The following is a 17,694-nucleotide window of genomic DNA, read 5'->3' on the forward strand; positions in this document are numbered from 1 at the left end:
TTTCGCTTGGACTTTGAATCGGACTTGAACGGTGTCCTATTCAGCAGTCTTCTCAATCAACCTTTAATACCTGAGTTCAGGTTAATGGACTGCATAAAGTATTTCTGTGCAAAGATAAATAGTATTAGTGTAGGAATAATTGCAAGCATTGCAGATCCCATGAGTTGTCCAATCAGGCGATAGTTACCATAAATATCTTGAAGCAAGAGCAAGCCTGCCGTAATCGGCATTTTCTCAACATCCGTGTATACGATAACCGGCCATAGGAAGTCATTCCAGGAACCGATGAATGAGAACAAGCCGCAAACGACCAGTACCGGTTTAACCAACGGCAGTATGACAGAGAAATAAATTCTGAAATCACCGGCTCCGTCCACGCGAGCAGATTCATCAAGGTCGTGTGGAATGCCCTTCATAAACTGTCTTACCAAGAAGATGTTCCCCATACCGGCAAGACCCGGAATAATCATCGCCCATGCCGTATTTACCCAGCCAAGTGTTTCAATGATCTTGTAAGAAGGAATCAGGTTTACAACCGCTGGGAAGAACGAAATCCCGAGTAAGGTAAAGAACAAAGCGTCTCTTCCCTTAAAGTTCATACGTGTATAGCCATAACCTGTGATCGAGATAATGACAATAACGAGTGCTGTGTGCGAAATCGCAATAAACAAAGAATTCATTAACCAGCGCAAGATCGGAGCAGTAGACGTATTCTCCAATATGGTCACATAGTTATTGAAGTCCCAGTCAACCGGCAGCAATCTGAAGCCGGTCGAAACCACTTCCGTCTGGGAACGAAACGATGTCGTAATCCCAAATAGAACAGGAATCGCCCAAATGACACAAATCGCTATAAGAAATAGGTACGATATATATTTCGAAATATTGATTTTCTTTTTCATTTTGAACCATCTGCCCCTTCCGTATCCACTTCCTAGTTCGCATTTCGGTTCATTACATAATATTGCAATGCCGAAATAACCAAAATAACGAGACCCAGCAGCACTGCCATAGCAGATGCCATACCAGCCAAGGATTCACCTGAACCGAATGCGAGTTGTCTGATGTACATCATAAGTACGTGTGTGCTCTGCTGCGGTCCGCCGTCAGTCATCATGAGCGGCTGACCAAATACGTTAAAGGAGCCGGCAGTTGTCATAACAAAGGTATAAATAAGCGGGAAACGAATAGACGGCAATGTAATGCTGAAAAATCTGCGAACAGAACCTGCCCCGTCCATCTCAGCAGCTTCGTACAAATCCTTGGAAACACCATTAATAGAGGCACGGTAGATAATCATGTTACCTCCAACTCCGCCCCAAACGGTAATGACAATGATAATAATCCAAGCATACGGCTGATTTGTAGCCCAGACCGTATCCGATCCGAATACATTACCGGTAACACCTAACTGCTTATTAAATATGAGTGACCAGATCAGTGCAGCTGCAGAAATAGAAATGAGGCCTGGAATATAAATGATCGATTGAATAGTTCCCTTCAATTTCACTTTTTTATGCTCCAGTGCCACAGCAATCATCAGAGGGATTACGATCAAGATCGGAACACTTAAAAGAACAAAGAGCAGTGTATTCTTCAAACCATTGTAAAATTGATAATTAAACGTAGATTCACTATCAAAAAGAATCGTTTTATAGTTATCAAGACCAACCCAAACCGGGTCATTGATTAAATTCCACTGAGTAAACGAAGCATAAATACCGTAGATCGTCGGTATCAGAATAAAGATCAGAAATAGTATAAGATGGGGCCCAACAAAGAAAACAGGGGCAAAGGATCTCTTCTTCATAGCCTTTCAATTCTCCTTTTGGAAAAGTAATGTGCCATAAATGGCACATTACTTTGTACTAAATCGATGAACTAAAGATGAATGTTGAACCCTGAGTCATCTTCAGTTCATCCTATATATTCTTGTTTAGTCGTTTGTTTTACTGAGCCCCGGTGCTGCCTTGAGCAATTTTATCCTCGACTTCTTTTTGCATCGTCTGTAAGGTTTCATCCATATCTACGTTGCCTCGAATGATATCATTAGAGTACTTATCTACGACTTCAGCTACATATGGATAATATTCATAAGTGTAGATGTACAGAGATTCAATTTGCTTCTCGTCTGTTGTAAAGAAGGATTGCATATAATCCTGGTATTCAGGACTTTCAAATACTTGCTTACTTGCTACGATCTGTCCTGCTTTGGCCCACTCAATGGAGTTCTGGCGAATGAACTCCAGGAAGCTGCCGATTCCTGCTTCCTTCTCATCTGTTCTTGCTTCATTAGTCAGCATCGCGAACAAGTGGGAAGAAGAACGGTTTGTAAATTTATCAGGGCTTGCAGAGTATACATTCGTCACACCGAAGTTCAAGCCTTCCACACCAGCGTGAGCGGTTGAACTCCAAGTTCCATCTGTGGAGAACAGAACGTTGCCGGACTGGAACATCAGGTAACCATCTTCACCAAACGGAGTCATCAGGCCTGCATCTGCAATTTGCTTAACGGACTCATACGCTTGTTTCATCTCAGGTGTATTTACGGCCGGTTGACCATCTTGTTGTACATCGCCGCCTAAGTTCTGCAGCTGTCCGAGCATAGCCCAACCCAGAAGTGCATCATTGACGACATAATCTCCCTCTTCCATTTTCCCTTGGAGAGACAGGATTTCTTCTACTGTTACATTGTTATCATCAAGGAAGGATTCTGCACCGTACTTCGCAAGCAGATCCTTATTGTAGTACATTACGTTCGCGTGGATATCCAGAGGAACTGTGTATTGCGTTCCATCGATCGTACCTGTTGACCATGCTTGAGGCAGATAGTTGTTTTCGTTAATTTCAGGCTGTGCGGACAGGATGCCTGTCATTGGCTCAAGTACATTCTGCTTCACATAACCAGGTACGCGGTCTGCATGGATAATCGCCAAATCTGGAATTCCTTTACCGGAGTTAATTACTGTGGATAATTTCGTATACATATCAGAGGTAATTACATGTTTTACTTTCATTTCTGGTTCAGTCGCATTATATTCTTTAACGAGCTGATCCATATAAGCTCCGTCTTCACCAGTTAACGGTGTCCAAAAAGTAATTGTGTTCTTATCGTCACTGCTGCAGCCAGCAAGAACGATAACCATCAGAAGCATAGAAACGATTGTCAAAAGACCTTTTTTACGATTCATTTAAGAACCCCCCAGTGCTTTTCAAAATCAATGTTTTCATGAAACCGTATTCAAAGATTTAAATCATGGGCTGCCTTTTACTTTAACTTTCAAGGTTGCTGATCTGCTGCGGAGGAGCTTGCCTAGGAGTGCTCCCTTACAGGCATAAAAACATTAATAACATTTATGTTAATGATTAATGTTTTTGTAAACATAGCATAATTCATAGCGCTTTCATTGTCAACCACTTTTATCCATTACACGCAAATTTATTTGTAAGCCGCTGATTTAGCGGCTTACAACCCCACCATCGGGAACAGGAACACCAAAGTCCGGAAGCCCGTCTTCGTTCCAGCCGAATACTTGGGCACGTGCATGACGGTTCGGATCGTACAATGGATCGCCTTCAACCTCTTTATAGTTTCTTGCATGATAAATGATGATATCCTGAGACCCGTCCGGAGAAACAGTGAAGCTGTTATGCCCCGGTCCGTATTGTCCTGTCTCTTCATTGGTAACAAATACAGGATCAGGCAGCTTAGTCCAGCTGTCCGGCGACAGAAGATCGCTGTCCTCATCTGCGTACATCAGTCCCATAGCATAATTATAGTCTGTAGCACTCGCTGAGAAGGAGATGATAATTTTGCCATTTCTATGTAACACAGCAGCCCCTTCATTTACGAGGAATCCGATCTTCTCCCAATCATGAGTCGGCTCGGCAATCATAACCTGTTCTCCTTTAAGAGTCCATGGATTCTCCATCTCAGCTATATAAAGATTGGAGTTCCCGACAATATCAGGATCCTTCTGAGCCCACACGAGATAGCGCTTACCTTTGTGTTCAAAAGACGTAGCATCCAGTGCAAAGGATTCCCACTTCGTCTTGATCTGGCCCTTCTCCGTCCATTCGCCTTCTAATGGATTCTCTGAAGCATTCTCCAAGACAAACATCCGATGATCAAACAGCCCTTCCACCGTCTCTGTTGTTCTGGCTGCGGCAAAGTAGATATACCACTTATTATCTATGAAGTGAATTTCGGGAGCCCATATATTTGCGCTCATCATACCTTCATCATATTTGCGCCACACTACAACCGGCTCGGCCTCTCCCAGTTCCTGAATCGTCTTCGCTCTGCGAACTTCGATTCTGTCATATTCCGGAACGGAGCCTGTAAAATAATAATAGCCATCTGAATGTTTGTATACCCAAGGATCAGCCCGTTGAGGTATAATAGGGTTAACAAATTGAATTTCATTTCCCATGGATGTCAATCTCCTGTCTCATCGAATTGATTTACACATTTGTTTATTAATTCATATATACATTCATTAATTTACCTAAATATTAGAATGAATTGTTTCCCCTGTCAATTACATTTTCATTATTCATTTATATTTTCCTTAATCTTCTCTTATTTAGTCGAATAATACCTTGTGAACGTGCGGAGAATCATATATTATAAAGTTCTACATGTATGATTTACATATACATTAATAAATCATCGCCGTTCGGAGGAATAACATTGAGAATTGATTTAACTGAACAGAATTTGCATATATTTGAGGCGATCTCCAGTAATGTACGGATTCAAATCGTTCATCTCTTGTCACAGAAATCAATGAACATTAAAGAACTAGCAGAAGCGCTAGGGCTTAGCAGTGCGATTATGACTATGCATGTAAAGAAACTGGAGAAGGCCGGAATCATCGAATCAACGATGGCTCCTGGCAAGGGCGGTGCCGCCCAGAAGGTATGCTCCCTCAGTATGGACAATCTTGAAATCGCATTCCCGATCAAGGATGTCATTCCGAGAGAGATTCGTAAGACCGAAATATCCATTGGTCACTTTACTGATGTACAGATCCAGCCTACCTGCGGAATATGCACCCGGGACTCCGTCATTGGCATTTTTGATGATCCACGCTATTTTCTCGATCCGGATCGTCTCAATGCCAAAATATTGTGGTTCGGACAAGGTTATGTCGAGTATAAAATTCCAAACTATCTGATGGGCGACGAGGTTCCTGAAGAATTGGAAATATCAATGGAGATCTCTTCTGAAGCTCCGCTGACCAATAATCATTGGCCATCTGATATTACATTTATTGTGAATGGTGTCGAGGTAGGGATGTGGACAAGCCCTGGAGATTTTGGGGGCAAAGGCAAGCTGAACCCGCCTTGGTGGTTTGAAAGTGTAAATCAGTACGGCTTACTGAAGCATCTCATTATAAAAAAAGAAGGCACATTCATGGACGGCATCAAGTTGTCGGACGTCACGATTGATGATATCGGCATCCGTAACAGCTATTGGTCCTTCCGTATTGCTGTCAAAGAAGATGCTGAACATATTGGCGGTGTCACATTGTTTGGCTCCGGCTTCGGTAATCATAATCAAGACATCATCTTCCGTCTGTACTACACCACGAATAGTGAGAAACCGGAATAATCAATTTTAGATTGGCTTTTCTTTAAGCAGAAAGACATCGATAGACTGTGCATTTACCATGCAGAGCTCGATGTCTTTTTTTATGTCTTCTTACGTCTGCACGATATCAGATGACATCCATTTACTTTTTCACATAAAAGGTCTTGGTTGATACAAGCATCAACTCTACAATCTGCTCAGACATATAATCCGGAGATTCCTTGAATCCCTCTTCGATCCAGCGAATGATAAATCCAGCTATACCGTGTGCCCGGAAAATGTACAGCCACTTCGGATCCACATGGGTCCCTTCATCCAGCTCATAAACATATTCCATAATAAACAGCTCCTCGATGGCCTTCGCCATACGATAACGAAAATCCACCCGGATATGGTCACTCAGCAGCATTTTGTACAGTTTTGCATTGTGTTTGAAGTACGAGAACAAGGTAATATTCTCGATTGGCATTTCATGGAGATTCACTTTTATATCGGATTTGTAAGGATGCCTTATCTGATGAACCATCTCTTCAAGGACATCTTTAATTATTTCCTCAAGCAGATCTTCCTTCGTTTCGAAATTGGCGTAAAAGGTTCCTCGATTATAATTCGCAATACGCACAATTTCAGAAATTGTAATCTGGTCAAACGGTTTGTGGAACAATAGGTCCAGACAAGTTTGTTTGATCGCATCCTTCGAGCGCTGGACACGCTTATCTATTCCCGTCATGGTATGGCACCTCGGTTCTTATAAATACATGATTTGAAAATCACACTATACAAAGAGTATGGATTTGTACAGTAACAAACACACTAGGAATGACTGTTCATTGATAGTCACAAATTCTCCATATATAGTGAAGACGAAGAGAAAATAAAGCGATTACTAGGAGGCATATATATGACATTCCCTGTATTAGAAGGTAAAGTAGCCATCGTCACAGGTGCCGCTATGGGCATGGGCGAAGCCACAGCCAGACTATTTGCTGAAGCCAAAGCAAAGGTCGTCATTGCAGATTTTAACGAAGAAAAAGGACATGCTGTAGCCGAGTCCATCAAAGCAGACGGCGGCGAAGCAGCCTTCGTCAAAGTTGACGTTTCTAATTCGGAGCAAGTACAGGCCATGGTTAAGTTTACGGTTGATACTTATGGCAAGCTTGATGTTGCAGTCAACAACGCAGCACTTACACCTGACGACAAACCGGCGGCTGAATTTGATGAAGCTTATTGGGATCGCTTAATGGCCGTCGACCTTAAAGGCGCTGCCCTGTGCATGAAGTATGAACTGCAACAGCTCGTAAAACAAGGAAATGGCGGTTCCATCATCAACATTTCATCCGTAAGCGGTTACCGTCCTCAGCCGAACAATATCGCTTACGTTGCAGCCAAGCACGGTGTAGTGGGCATGACCAAAGTAGCTGCACTGGAATACGGCGCTCAAAATATCCGAGTAAACTCGGTAGCTCCTGGTGCGATCGACACACCTATGCTTCGTGGTGCATTAGAACAATTCGGGTTCACTGAAGAAGAATATGCGCCTCAGCTGAGCCTGCTTAATCGTTTTGGACAACCGGGTGAAATCGCTCAGGCCAGTCTATGGCTGGCATCTGATGCGGCTTCCTATATTACGGGTACGACCATTCACGCGGATGCAGGTTATACCTCCCGTTAATCATCAAGTACAGGAACCGAAGAGAATCTCTTCGGTTCTTTTATTTGTTTCCAAATATACAGTATATCAAAAACCAGCCTCAGAATCGGTAAAATAATTTATGGTAATTGGCAGCTTGTCTCTTATTATAATGACCCTCTTCTCATTTTCCTTCCTATTTCTATCTCATTTCTAATGCTCCTCTCATGGATCTCTCATTTACGAAATGTACATTATTTAACAAGGATTTTACACAAATCCTGAAGTACAAAAATGTTCTTCATTGGAGGAATTATAAATGAAAATTGTCATTGTACCGTCGGGCTTTAAGGAATGTCTCGATGCCGAAGAGGTCGCGAGCGCCATGAAGCGCGGGGTTAAGCGATTCGACCCTTCGATTCAAATGGACGTGATCCCTATGATTGATGGAGGTGAAGGTTTTGCGAAAACGATTGTTAATCTGAAAGGAGGGAAACTAATAACACAACATGTAACCGGTCCTGTAGGTGAGCGAATAGACAGCTATTTTGGAGTTTATGAGCAAAACGGTAAACGGACAGCTGTCATAGAGATGGCTGCAGTCTGCGGTTTACGGCTAGTTCCCCGTACACAGCGTAACCCTTTGAAGACGACGACATTTGGTGTAGGGGAGTTAATCCGTGGCGCACTCGACCTGAACGTGGACCATATCCTCATAGGCTGCGGAGACTCCGGTACCTCGGATGGAGGAGCGGGTATGGCCGAGGCACTCGGTGTACAGTTCTTAGATCAAGCTGGTGAAGCGATCCATGTTCATGGCGGAGAAGACTTGTTAAAGGTAAGCTCGATATCCACCTCTGCCCTGGATGCTAGAATTCATGACGTATCAATCGATGTCGCCTGTAATTGGAATAATATCCTGTGCGGAGATCAGGGCGTTGCCCGGGTGTTCGGACCTCAGAAAGGCGCGACTCCTGAACAGATCGATATACTATCCAACGCACTTGAGCATTATGCTTGTCTCATCCAGGAAGCTGTAGAGACGGATGTTCGTAAAACTCCCGGTGGAGGCGCCTCAGGAGGATTAGAGGCAGGACTGCTTGCATTTACGGGTGCACGACTTCACCCCAGATTCAGTATTATCAAGGACTATATCCAGATCGAAGAAAAAATTGCACATGCAGATGTCGTGCTGACGGCAGAAGGCAGTCTTGATTTCCAAACGCCAAATGGTAAGATCCCTTCAGAAGTAGCCCGAATCGCTAAGAAGAATAACATTCCCGTCATCGCCCTCACTGGGACGATCGGCAAGGGAGCAGCCCTTAATTATCAGGCGGGAATAGATGCCTACAGCAGCATTATTCCAAGACCTGTATCGATGGAAGAGGCCATGAGAAAAGCACCAAAATGGATCGAGGACAGCACGGAATGCGTATTAAGACAGGTTACGATTGGCTTAGGGATTGCACACAAAAAATATCGTGAACGAGGCGGGCGATGATCTCTACAATAGAGCGTAAGCTTACGAATACTCTCGCATGGATCCAAGCATCCCCTAAGTCACGCATCTCCTGCGGTATACACCTAATCATGCTAATTGTCATCCTGTTTATGAATGGCTTGGATTACGAAGGAAAGGCTGCTCTATTCGTCTTCTTGTCTGCCATGATCTTATGGATTACAACCAAGATACCTGCTGGATTCATCGCCCTGTCTCATACGATGTTTGTCATTATATTGAATGCGGCTGAACCCGAATTACTGTACCATTCACTTGCAGAAGAAGTCGTGTGGCTCATGGCCGGCTCCTTTATTATTGGCGCAGCGGCGAAGAATTCAGGTATGACGGCAAGATGGACTAACCTTATACTGAAACACTCCAGTAATAAGGGTGGTGTTCTGTATAGGTTAAGCTGCCTCTTTGCAGTCACTGCATTCTTCATCCCTTCGACTTCAGGAAGAGCAGCACTATCCTTGCCGATCCTTCAGCAGCTGGGAGGTTCATTTTCTAATAAAGAACAAAAAGTACTCGCTGTCCTGGCCCCCGTTGTTATTTTAATGAGTACCTCCGCTACGCTGATCGGAGCAGGCTCTCATCTCATTGGAATCGGTTTGCTGGAGAGCACCACAGATCAGTCGATATCCTACACTCAGTGGTTTGTCTGGGGAGTTCCATTTACCCTTGTCATTACAGCCTGTACAGTTTGTATTATTGAGTGGGTTCTGTGGCCGAAGGATATCATTCAAGAAGAGAATCCAAGTCAGCAGACTCAGGAGGATTATGACAAGGCGGTACAGCCTTTTAATGATAAAGAAAAAAAGATGCTAATCCTCATTCCCCTCTTAATCATCGGCTGGGTAACGGAAAGCATTCACGGCTTCGATATCGCCTTTGTTACGATGGCTGGTGCCCTGTTCGTTATGATGCCAAAATACGGAGTTATTGGCTGGAAGGAGGGAATGAAATCCGTCTCGCTAAGCTTGATCATGTTCGTTGCCTGTGCAACTGCACTCGGACAGGTGTTGATGGATACCGGAGTGATTGGCTGGATCGAGCACAGAATGATGCATACCCTTCATCTAATTGCAGATGCTCCAGAGTGGCTCATCGTTCTTATGATCCTCCTGGTTACGGTCACAAGCCATTTATACATTACATCACATACGACACGCGCAATCGTCTTTATTCCTGGCCTACTGATGTTTAGTGAGAGTATGGGACTGAATCCGGCAGCGACGGTTTTTCTAAGTCTCGTTGGTCTGAACTACTGCGTTACCTTTCCAGTAAGCTCGAAGGCACTCCTCTTATTTTACGAGGAAAATGAAGCCTCCTACGATGCCCGTCAGCTCTTGAGAATCAGTCTGTTCCTCATGCCGATCTATATTCTGATCATGATGCTGTTTTACTTTACGTATTGGCAGTGGACTGGACTGAGTCTCTGATATAGCAGTAAAAAAAACTCCTGCAGGTTTAACTGCAGGAGTCTTAAATTACTACATTAATTCTGTTACAGCTTGATAATTTGACCTGTCTTCTGCGATTCAAACGCTGCAAGAATGACATTCAGAGATTTCAGTCCTTCTTCTCCAGAGATAGAAGGCGGCGTATTGGTAGCGATGGATTCAACAAAGGCATCGATAACACCACTTGGTACTTGTTTTTCATTCGTAGCCATGGCACCAACTTTGTACGTCTCAACCGTACCATTGGTCAGTTCAACAATAACCTCATCACCGTTAACTGTTCCGATCTTCATCACGCCGTTCTCGCACCACAATACGGTACTGTTGTCCCCGCCCTTGTACTGGGTCCAGCTGGCTACCAATGTGCCTACTGCTCCGCTCTTCATACGCAGGATACAGGTAGCGTTGTCGTCCACTTCCGTGCCTTCCTTATGCAATGTGCTGATAAAGCCGGCAACTTCGGATACCTCATCGTTCAACAGGTAACGAATAAAGTCTGATTTGTGTACGCCCAGGTCGCCCATCGCGCCCATAATTGCTTCTTCCTTACGGAAGAACCAGCTGCCAGCGCCGTCTACACTCCATGCTTCCGGACCTGGATGACCAAAAGAAGTACGGAAAGTAAGGACTTTACCAAGCTTACCGGACTCAAGCAGTTCCTTGGCCTTCACGTGAGGCGGCATGAGACGCTGGTTGTGTCCTACCATCAGGAACACACCATTCTTCTTCGCCGCTTCAATCATTTGCTCGCCTTCTTCAGCTGTGCAAGCCATCGGTTTCTCGACAAGCACATGTTTGCCAGCATTAGCTGCTGCAATCGCCATAGAAGCATGCAGATAGTTCGGTGTGCAGACGCTTACCGCATCCACTTCTTCATTTGCAAGCAGCTCTTCATAGCTCGCATAGCCTTTACCGCCGTAAGTCTCTGCCATTTTCTCTGCACGCTCAATAATCGGATCTGCAAATGCAACGAGCTCTACTTGTTCATTCGCCGCATACTCTGGAATATGTCTACGCTCAGCAATAGCACCACAGCCGAATACGGCAACTTTGATTTTTGTCATGTTGGATCTCCTTTAGTGAATTTAGTAAGTTTAGTAGTTGATTGAAAAGACAGAATTGAGCAATTAGCTCAATTTACTAAGATAGTTCTCTTTTACCCAATTGTAGCTGTTCTCAATGCTCTGAAGCGGTGGGTTCTGACATACATCCTGTTCTACAATCAGCCACTCTACTCCTGCTTGATCCGCTGCTTCAATAACAGCTGGCAGATTAACAGAGCCTTGTCCCAGCTCAAGAGTCTTCATTTGACCCTGCTCGTCCTTGGAGAAATCCTTCAGATGCAGCAATGGCAGGCGGTCTGTATATTTACCAATGTACTCGATTGGATCTTGACCTGCGAATTGTACCCAGCATACGTCCATCTCAACTTGAACCGCCTCAGGGGAAGTCTCGGCGAACATGGCATCAAAGGCATTGCTGTCTCCAACCGTGCCATGGAATTCGAAATCATGATTATGATATCCGAAGATCAAGCCTTGCTTACGAGCCTCTTTACCAATCTGCTCAAGCTCAGTGAACAATGCTGTCCAGCCTTCCGCCGTTTCCGGGCGGTCCTCCGGCATGAGGAATGGGCATATCATATACTCAGCACCGATGGTTTTGAGATAATCAATCTCCTTCTGCAGGTCAGCACGCATCGCATGAAGGGACACATGACTGCTGAAGCCCTTAAGACCGAGACCGTCCAAAAGCGCTTTCATTTCTTCTGCAGGAATGTCACCATAACCGGCAAATTCAACACCTTCGTATCCAAGGTCAGCTACTTTCTTAAGTGTTCCTTTGAAATCTGCTGCGGTTTCATCACGAAGTGTGTACAGCTGTAGCCCGATATTGATCTTTCTCATGATCTATTACCTCTTTCTGTCGTAGGATAAATAACTTAAACATCTGCATATGCACTAAATCGCTAATTTTTACAATGGTTCGCATCCAAACTGGGGTGTTTACTAAAACCCTTTCGTAAATCCGGGTCACCGACATTCGTTTGAATCGAACTAGTTACATTGTAAGTCGAATTGGGCTAAAATGAACATATCCAATATGATCATAACATGAACTATTTGCTCATTATTTTGACAGGAGGTTTAAAGTTCCCGTGGATACAACCCTGCTCCTATGCGATTATTCCTATCATTACAAGCCGTTCATTCAAAATACAAAAAGCGGATTGCCCCACTATCTCTTTCGGCTGCAAACGGAAGGAAGCTGCAAAGTGTATTCACTGGGTCAAGAGCACACGCTCACCACTGGAGACCTTCTGCTGCTGAAGCCGGGAGATGACTATCATCTTGTCGTGGAAGAGCCGGCGAACGAGGGCCGATTATCCAGCGGAGACTATTATCTGTTCTGCCAAGGACCCTGGATTGATGACTGGTGGTACAGAAGAAGATCCCGTCCTGCCGTCAGCCGGGTTGGTCTGGATGAGAAGCTTATCGGACTATGGCGCAATTTGCTATTAGAAAGACGACGGGGTTCATTAGAGGAGAACACGGAGCTGGAGGATGTCCTGCTTCGCGGCTTATGCTTATACATCGACAGAGCGATCTCCGAAAATGTACAGACTGGACTAAAAGGAACCTCTACGCTAAAGCTAAGGCGATTCATTGAGGAGCATGCGACAACCACCTTCAAGCTGGAGGAAGCAGCAAGCTACGCGGGGCTCAGTCTATCGAGTGCCGTTCGTTTATTCAAAGAGCATTATGGAAAAACCATGATCCAATACGCTATTGAGATCCGGCTGAAGGCAGCCGTGGAACAAATTAAATACAGCAACGAGATGACGCTGGAGCATATTGCCGAAATATGCGGCTTTGCCAGCTATTCTTATTTTCACCGGGTATTCCGCGCACATTTCGGCCTATCCCCTGTAGAGTACCGTAACCAAATCGTTGATTCACCGCTTTAACTATTTTTAAGATGAATGACTTAGAAGATGAAATACTCATCCGATTAATGAATTAATGAATCCCTTTTGAAGAGGAGCGCATATGGAACGAGATAAAGAAACGAGGACTCAAATTGAAGAGGATAACCGAACCGTCTTTGCCTTGCTCAGCCATTATCTGAATCAAGCGCCTGATCTTATCACCTCAGAGGAGATTCAGGAAATTACGGCGTACGGTGTTACTGAAGAATATGCCTTTAACGTGATTTTGGCAGGAGCGTTCGGACTTGATATTAACGAGCATGCTTATCATAAAGAGCTGTTTGACCATTATTTTATGCGTATGACGCATAAGCTGGATATGAGTGAATACTACAATAATCCCTACTATAAGAATATTGAGATCCCTAACGTCCAGATCGGTAACAGCCGGTTAAAATATGAGCGATACAAGCCTTACGAGGGCTTTGTATGCAATGACATCATTCGTACGGAGGAGGGAAGGCAGCTTCCGCAGATCGGCTTTTTCGATGAGGAATTCAGGTTCCCTGCCGTTCTCGAAAATGACCGGATCTGGATGACCATTACGCCGAATGAGATCGAAACGATGAAGGAGCCGGTTGAAGCGGCTTTTGGCAATGTGCTGACCTTCGGTCTTGGTCTCGGCTATTACGCTTATATGGTTTCCATAAAAGATAACGTGAGCAGCGTCACCATCGTCGAAGCGAATGAGCATGTCATTAGACTGTTCAAGAAGCACATTCTGCCTCAGTTTGCTCATGGACATAAGATTCGCATCATTCAAGCGGATGCATTCGAGTATGCGGAGCGCGAGCTGTCCTCCGGTGCATATGATTATGTCTTTACGGATTTGTGGCATGATGTGTCCGATGGAGCGGAGCTCTACTTGCGGATGAAGAGCTATGAGGAGCATAACCCAAATACAGTGTTCTCCTATTGGATTGAGAAATCCATATTATGTTACCTGTGATGGAAAATAGCGATCATCTTCAATTTGGAAGATCATCGCTATTGGTTTATATTACGGTTTAGATCTCCCCTATACGGGTATCTACGGTTGCAATCGCCAGGTATACACTTCCCAACCCAAGCAGACATAACACGATGTTCACTAGATTCGTATGAAGGTCCATATCCAGCAGAAACCCGAAATTTTGAAATTGCATCAGGAATATGGCGCATAGAACCGCGGGAATAGTGGCTCTCAGCCAAACGCCGAAGATAAAGAATGGGATGAGACTAGCCAGGGTGATAATAACGGATTGGATCAAACTGCGACTGAAGTAGGCTGTTATATCCGCTGAACTCAGCTGTCCTTCAATAAAGTGCAAGCTCTGATTGAGCAGGAAGGTCGCTGCTCCCGACAAGATACAAGACACGAACGTACAGATAAACACAAAAGCCGCGATAAACAGAACCTTAGCCAGCATTAGCTTTCTCCGGCTTATGGGGTAACCAAAGGATAGAGACATCGTCTTATATTTGTATTCCTCAATGACTACCTGATTAATGAGTGAAGCTCCGAACAGAATAAACCCCATTTGAATCGACATCATAAGTGTAGTCATAGCTTCATAGCTTTGCCCAAAATCAGGGAGCGTTCTTACTAACAACATCGGCATAAACATGATCACTAACGTATAGATGACAACCTCGCTGATCACCATCTTGCGCTTCAGCTTCTTCCATTCGAGTGCCATGAGCTTAACCAACTTTGCCACCTCCGTGAATTTGTCCATAAAAGTAGTCTTCCAGGGAATGACTATGCTTCTGAATGGCCTCAATATCCACATCATGCAGAATCAGCATTTTGGAAATCTCACTTTGGGCGATCTGCTGATCATAGATTCGTATCTGACGGTCATTCATTATCTTCATGTTGTTAATTTGGAGCTTATGCTCCAGCAAAAAGGCAGCCGTGTCCACATCCTTCGTCGTAATTTCAATATAATTGGTTTGCATCTTTCGAATGTCCTCAAGATTCACTTCATTAACTAACTTCCCATCCTTGATAACGCCAATCCGGTCTGCTACCTGCTCAATCTCCCCTAGAATATGACTGGACAGGAGAAAGGATATTCCATATTCCTTATTCAGCATCCGGATTAAATCCCTCATATCCTTAATACCGATCGGGTCAAGTCCGTTCGTAGGCTCATCGAGAATAATGAGCTCCGGTTTGGTGATCATTGCTCTTGCAATGCCCAGGCGCTGCTTCATCCCCAGCGAATATTCACTGACCATTTTTCCTTCCTGCCCATTTAGATGCACCATATCGATCGCCTGCAGTATTGCTTTTTTGTCATAAAAGCCCAGGTATTCACAGTGAAGCTGCAAGTTGTCCATCGCCGTCAAGTGTTCGAAGAAGATCGGGTACTCGATAATGCTGCCTACCCGCTTCAGTCCGGACTTCTCTGACGAAGTCAGTTTTTTGCCAAATAACATAATCTCACCTGAGGTAGGTCGCATAATGCCGGTCAGCATCTTCATGATCGTTGTTTTACCTGCTCCGTTTTGTCCGAGAAAGCCATATATTTCACCTCTTCGGATGTGAAGGTTCACACCCGATACAAGCAGCCGGCCACGAGATTTCTTCGTTAACTGTTCCGTCATCACCACATCATCCATTTTCTCTTCTTTCCTCCTCTATTTCTGCGTCCCTCTTCTTACTTCTATCATAATCAGTCACATTTGCTTTTTTCTTTCCCATTTCTTACTTGTTTCTTAAGTTTCACAAAAAGGAGTCGTTCAATGGAGTAAAATGATCTCTGTCGCACATCAATCAAAAAAGAGCTGCTCCTCGTTGAACACCTCTCCTCTGATCCAGATCAATATGTAATTTGTTTAAAATGGCAAGTAAAGCTTGTTCTCTCATACGGCCTACTGTTCAAATGAATGGTTCCCTTCATCGCTTCGGTTAAACGTTTAGATATACTGAGTCCGAGCCCGCTTCCTTGAAACTGTGGATTTCTAGCATCATCGAGCGTATACAGCCGTTCAAACACCTTGGCCTGATCGTGCTCGTCGATTCCCTTGCCCTTATCCCACACCTCCAGGATCACTATGCCATCCTGCTCTTGCAGTGTTAAGCCAAAGACCCCTCCATCACTTCCATACCGGATTGAATTCGAGATCAAATTGCTGATGACCCGGTTCAAAGCATCCTCATTGCCCAAAATATATAATGGATGTTCCGGGATGGCCACCTCGACTTGAAGCTTCTTCTCCAGGAGCAGCTCGTAAAAATCCAAAATGTTCTTCTTACATATCTCATTGAGTGAAATTTTGCTCAGAGGAACCACGTAATCGTCGGATTCCAGCTTAACCAGATCGAAAAATTGATTCAGAAGCCCTGTCAGACTCCACACCTTATCATGGAGCCGCCCCATCAGGACGTGCCTGTCCTCGTCCGTTAGGTGATCCGCGTATCTTAATTTCTCTACATATCCCAATATCACAGTGAGCGGCGTCTTCAGATCATGAGACATATTGGCAATCAGCTTGCGTAAGCTGTCTTTGGCCTTGATATAATCCGCGGTTAGCTTCTGATTATGATCGAGCAGACGATTGACCTGGACTAGCAGCTGCTGCAGCTCCTGTTCTCCGGTAGGAAGCAGTACCTTTTCCGCCGTCTCCAGCCGAATAATTTCATCCATTTTTGTGCTGATGTCGGTTATCGCTTCCTTCAATCTCCTTCGGGACAAATATTGAATAACGACGACACCAATTAATAGGATAATAATGACATATAGGAAGTTCACCATGGTTACTCCCCCAGCTTATAACCGATGCCCCATATGGTACGAATATACTTAGGCTCGGAAGGATTCTCTTCAATCTTCTCACGAAGTCTTCTAATATGAACATTAATGACATTTTCATTACCATAATACTCGTCTTCCCAGATCAGATTGTACATCTGCTCCTTCGTAAACACTCGGCTCTGATTCTTCATCAGCAGCTTCAATATTTGAAATTCCTTGGAGGTCAGCTGGACAGTGCTATTCTGTAGCTGTACAGTAAAAGAATGAAGGTCGAGAGAGAGCTCCTTGTAATGGAGCATGGATGGAAGGGAACTGATGTCTGTTGGGAGATACTGCGTTGATCTGCGAATTGCGGCATTGACTCTAGCCGTTAATTCGATCATCGAAAATGGCTTGCTGATGTAATCATCTGCACCGAATCCGAGACCGAGCGCCTTGTCCAGATCACTTCCTTTGGCCGAGATGATCAGCACAGGGATGGTACTGGTCTCTCTTACCGCTCTAAGCAGCTCCATTCCATTCAGCTTAGGCAGCATTAAATCAAGCAGGAGCAAATCCGGTTCTATAGAATGAAAAAGTGCCAGCGCCTCTTCTCCATCGAAGGCGGCGTCTACTTTATAGTTCTCCTGTCCAAGCGCACTTGCGATTAATTGATTGATTTCCACGTCATCCTCTACCAGCAGGATTCGTTTCTGCATCCGAACACATCCATTCCTTTGACTAGATTGAAGGTATATTGTTCCTCTCCTTATTTCTATGCAGTACTCTCAAG

General features: G+C 44.4%; 17 protein-coding genes. 6 read left to right on the forward strand and 11 right to left on the reverse strand.

Annotation, left to right across the window (positions count from 1 at the left end; translation table 11 throughout):
- Positions 1 to 56 precede the first annotated feature (56 nt).
- The 4 genes from PUW25_RS21780 to PUW25_RS21795 form a co-directional block, all read right to left on the reverse strand.
- Complete coding sequence (locus PUW25_RS21780) at positions 57 to 902, reverse strand: carbohydrate ABC transporter permease (protein WP_047913685.1); 846 nt, start codon at positions 900 to 902, stop codon at positions 57 to 59.
- A 32-nt stretch (positions 903 to 934) separates the two neighbouring features.
- Positions 935 to 1,810, reverse strand: a complete 876-nt coding sequence (locus PUW25_RS21785; RefSeq protein ID WP_047913684.1) for a carbohydrate ABC transporter permease — start codon at positions 1,808 to 1,810, stop codon at positions 935 to 937.
- 139 nt (positions 1,811 to 1,949) lie between these two features.
- The gene (locus PUW25_RS21790; RefSeq protein ID WP_047913683.1) at positions 1,950 to 3,191 is read right to left on the reverse strand and encodes an extracellular solute-binding protein; all 1,242 of its coding nucleotides are present in this window, start codon (positions 3,189 to 3,191) and stop codon (positions 1,950 to 1,952) included.
- Between the two features lie 267 nt (positions 3,192 to 3,458).
- Positions 3,459 to 4,433 (reverse strand): glycoside hydrolase family 43 protein, encoded by a 975-nt coding sequence (locus tag PUW25_RS21795; protein WP_047913682.1) that lies wholly within the window; start codon positions 4,431 to 4,433, stop codon positions 3,459 to 3,461.
- 260 nt (positions 4,434 to 4,693) lie between these two features.
- Here PUW25_RS21795 and PUW25_RS21800 point away from each other — a divergent pair, with 260 nt between their 5' ends.
- Positions 4,694 to 5,617: an ArsR/SmtB family transcription factor gene (locus tag PUW25_RS21800; protein ID WP_047913681.1), complete on the forward strand. Its 924-nt coding sequence runs from the start codon at positions 4,694 to 4,696 to the stop codon at positions 5,615 to 5,617.
- A 121-nt stretch (positions 5,618 to 5,738) separates the two neighbouring features.
- On the opposite strand, the gene PUW25_RS21805 is transcribed toward PUW25_RS21800, so the two are convergent.
- Positions 5,739 to 6,326 (reverse strand): TetR/AcrR family transcriptional regulator, encoded by a 588-nt coding sequence (locus tag PUW25_RS21805; protein WP_047913680.1) that lies wholly within the window; start codon positions 6,324 to 6,326, stop codon positions 5,739 to 5,741.
- A 171-nt stretch (positions 6,327 to 6,497) separates the two neighbouring features.
- On the opposite strand from PUW25_RS21805, the gene PUW25_RS21810 reads away from it, so the two are divergent.
- From PUW25_RS21810 to PUW25_RS21820, 3 genes are all read left to right on the forward strand, one after another.
- The gene (locus tag PUW25_RS21810) at positions 6,498 to 7,268 is read left to right on the forward strand and encodes an SDR family NAD(P)-dependent oxidoreductase (protein WP_047913679.1); all 771 of its coding nucleotides are present in this window, start codon (positions 6,498 to 6,500) and stop codon (positions 7,266 to 7,268) included.
- A gap of 277 nt (positions 7,269 to 7,545) precedes the next feature.
- Positions 7,546 to 8,727 (forward strand): glycerate kinase family protein, encoded by a 1,182-nt coding sequence (locus PUW25_RS21815; RefSeq protein WP_047913678.1) that lies wholly within the window; start codon positions 7,546 to 7,548, stop codon positions 8,725 to 8,727.
- Positions 8,724 to 10,169: an SLC13 family permease gene (locus PUW25_RS21820; RefSeq protein WP_238546476.1), complete on the forward strand. Its 1,446-nt coding sequence runs from the start codon at positions 8,724 to 8,726 to the stop codon at positions 10,167 to 10,169. The genes PUW25_RS21815 and PUW25_RS21820 overlap by 4 nt, the downstream gene beginning before the upstream one ends.
- A 65-nt stretch (positions 10,170 to 10,234) precedes the next feature.
- Here the strand turns inward: PUW25_RS21820 and PUW25_RS21825 are convergent, their stop codons facing one another.
- On the reverse strand, positions 10,235 to 11,254 hold the full coding sequence (locus PUW25_RS21825; protein ID WP_047913677.1) for a Gfo/Idh/MocA family protein: 1,020 nt from the start codon (positions 11,252 to 11,254) through the stop codon (positions 10,235 to 10,237).
- A gap of 63 nt (positions 11,255 to 11,317) precedes the next feature.
- Positions 11,318 to 12,097 carry a sugar phosphate isomerase/epimerase family protein gene (locus PUW25_RS21830; protein WP_047913676.1) on the reverse strand — a complete coding sequence of 260 codons (780 nt, stop codon included), beginning with the start codon at positions 12,095 to 12,097 and terminating at the stop codon, positions 11,318 to 11,320.
- A 251-nt stretch (positions 12,098 to 12,348) separates the two neighbouring features.
- Between PUW25_RS21830 and PUW25_RS21835 the strand changes: the two genes are divergently transcribed.
- Both PUW25_RS21835 and PUW25_RS21840 read left to right on the forward strand, forming a co-directional pair.
- Entirely contained in the window at positions 12,349 to 13,158 is an 810-nt protein-coding gene (locus PUW25_RS21835) for a helix-turn-helix domain-containing protein (RefSeq protein WP_047913675.1), read from the forward strand.
- 82 nt (positions 13,159 to 13,240) lie between these two features.
- On the forward strand, positions 13,241 to 14,128 hold the full coding sequence (locus PUW25_RS21840) for a spermine/spermidine synthase domain-containing protein (RefSeq protein WP_047913674.1): 888 nt from the start codon (positions 13,241 to 13,243) through the stop codon (positions 14,126 to 14,128).
- Between the two features lie 58 nt (positions 14,129 to 14,186).
- Here the strand turns inward: PUW25_RS21840 and PUW25_RS21845 are convergent, their stop codons facing one another.
- The 4 genes from PUW25_RS21845 to PUW25_RS21860 all read right to left on the reverse strand — a co-directional run bounded on the left by PUW25_RS21845 (position 14,187) and on the right by PUW25_RS21860 (position 17,620).
- Complete coding sequence (locus PUW25_RS21845; RefSeq protein WP_047913673.1) at positions 14,187 to 14,870, reverse strand: ABC transporter permease; 684 nt, start codon at positions 14,868 to 14,870, stop codon at positions 14,187 to 14,189.
- On the reverse strand, positions 14,863 to 15,786 hold the full coding sequence (locus PUW25_RS21850; RefSeq protein WP_274337506.1) for an ATP-binding cassette domain-containing protein: 924 nt from the start codon (positions 15,784 to 15,786) through the stop codon (positions 14,863 to 14,865). The genes PUW25_RS21845 and PUW25_RS21850 overlap by 8 nt, the downstream gene beginning before the upstream one ends.
- 200 nt (positions 15,787 to 15,986) lie before the next feature.
- Entirely contained in the window at positions 15,987 to 16,922 is a 936-nt protein-coding gene (locus PUW25_RS21855) for a sensor histidine kinase (protein ID WP_274338451.1), read from the reverse strand.
- 2 nt (positions 16,923 to 16,924) lie between these two features.
- The gene (locus PUW25_RS21860) at positions 16,925 to 17,620 is read right to left on the reverse strand and encodes a response regulator transcription factor (protein ID WP_274338452.1); all 696 of its coding nucleotides are present in this window, start codon (positions 17,618 to 17,620) and stop codon (positions 16,925 to 16,927) included.
- Positions 17,621 to 17,694: the final 74 nt, after the last annotated feature.

Source organism: Paenibacillus urinalis (assembly GCF_028747985.1).
GTDB lineage: Bacteria > Bacillota > Bacilli > Paenibacillales > Paenibacillaceae > Paenibacillus > Paenibacillus urinalis.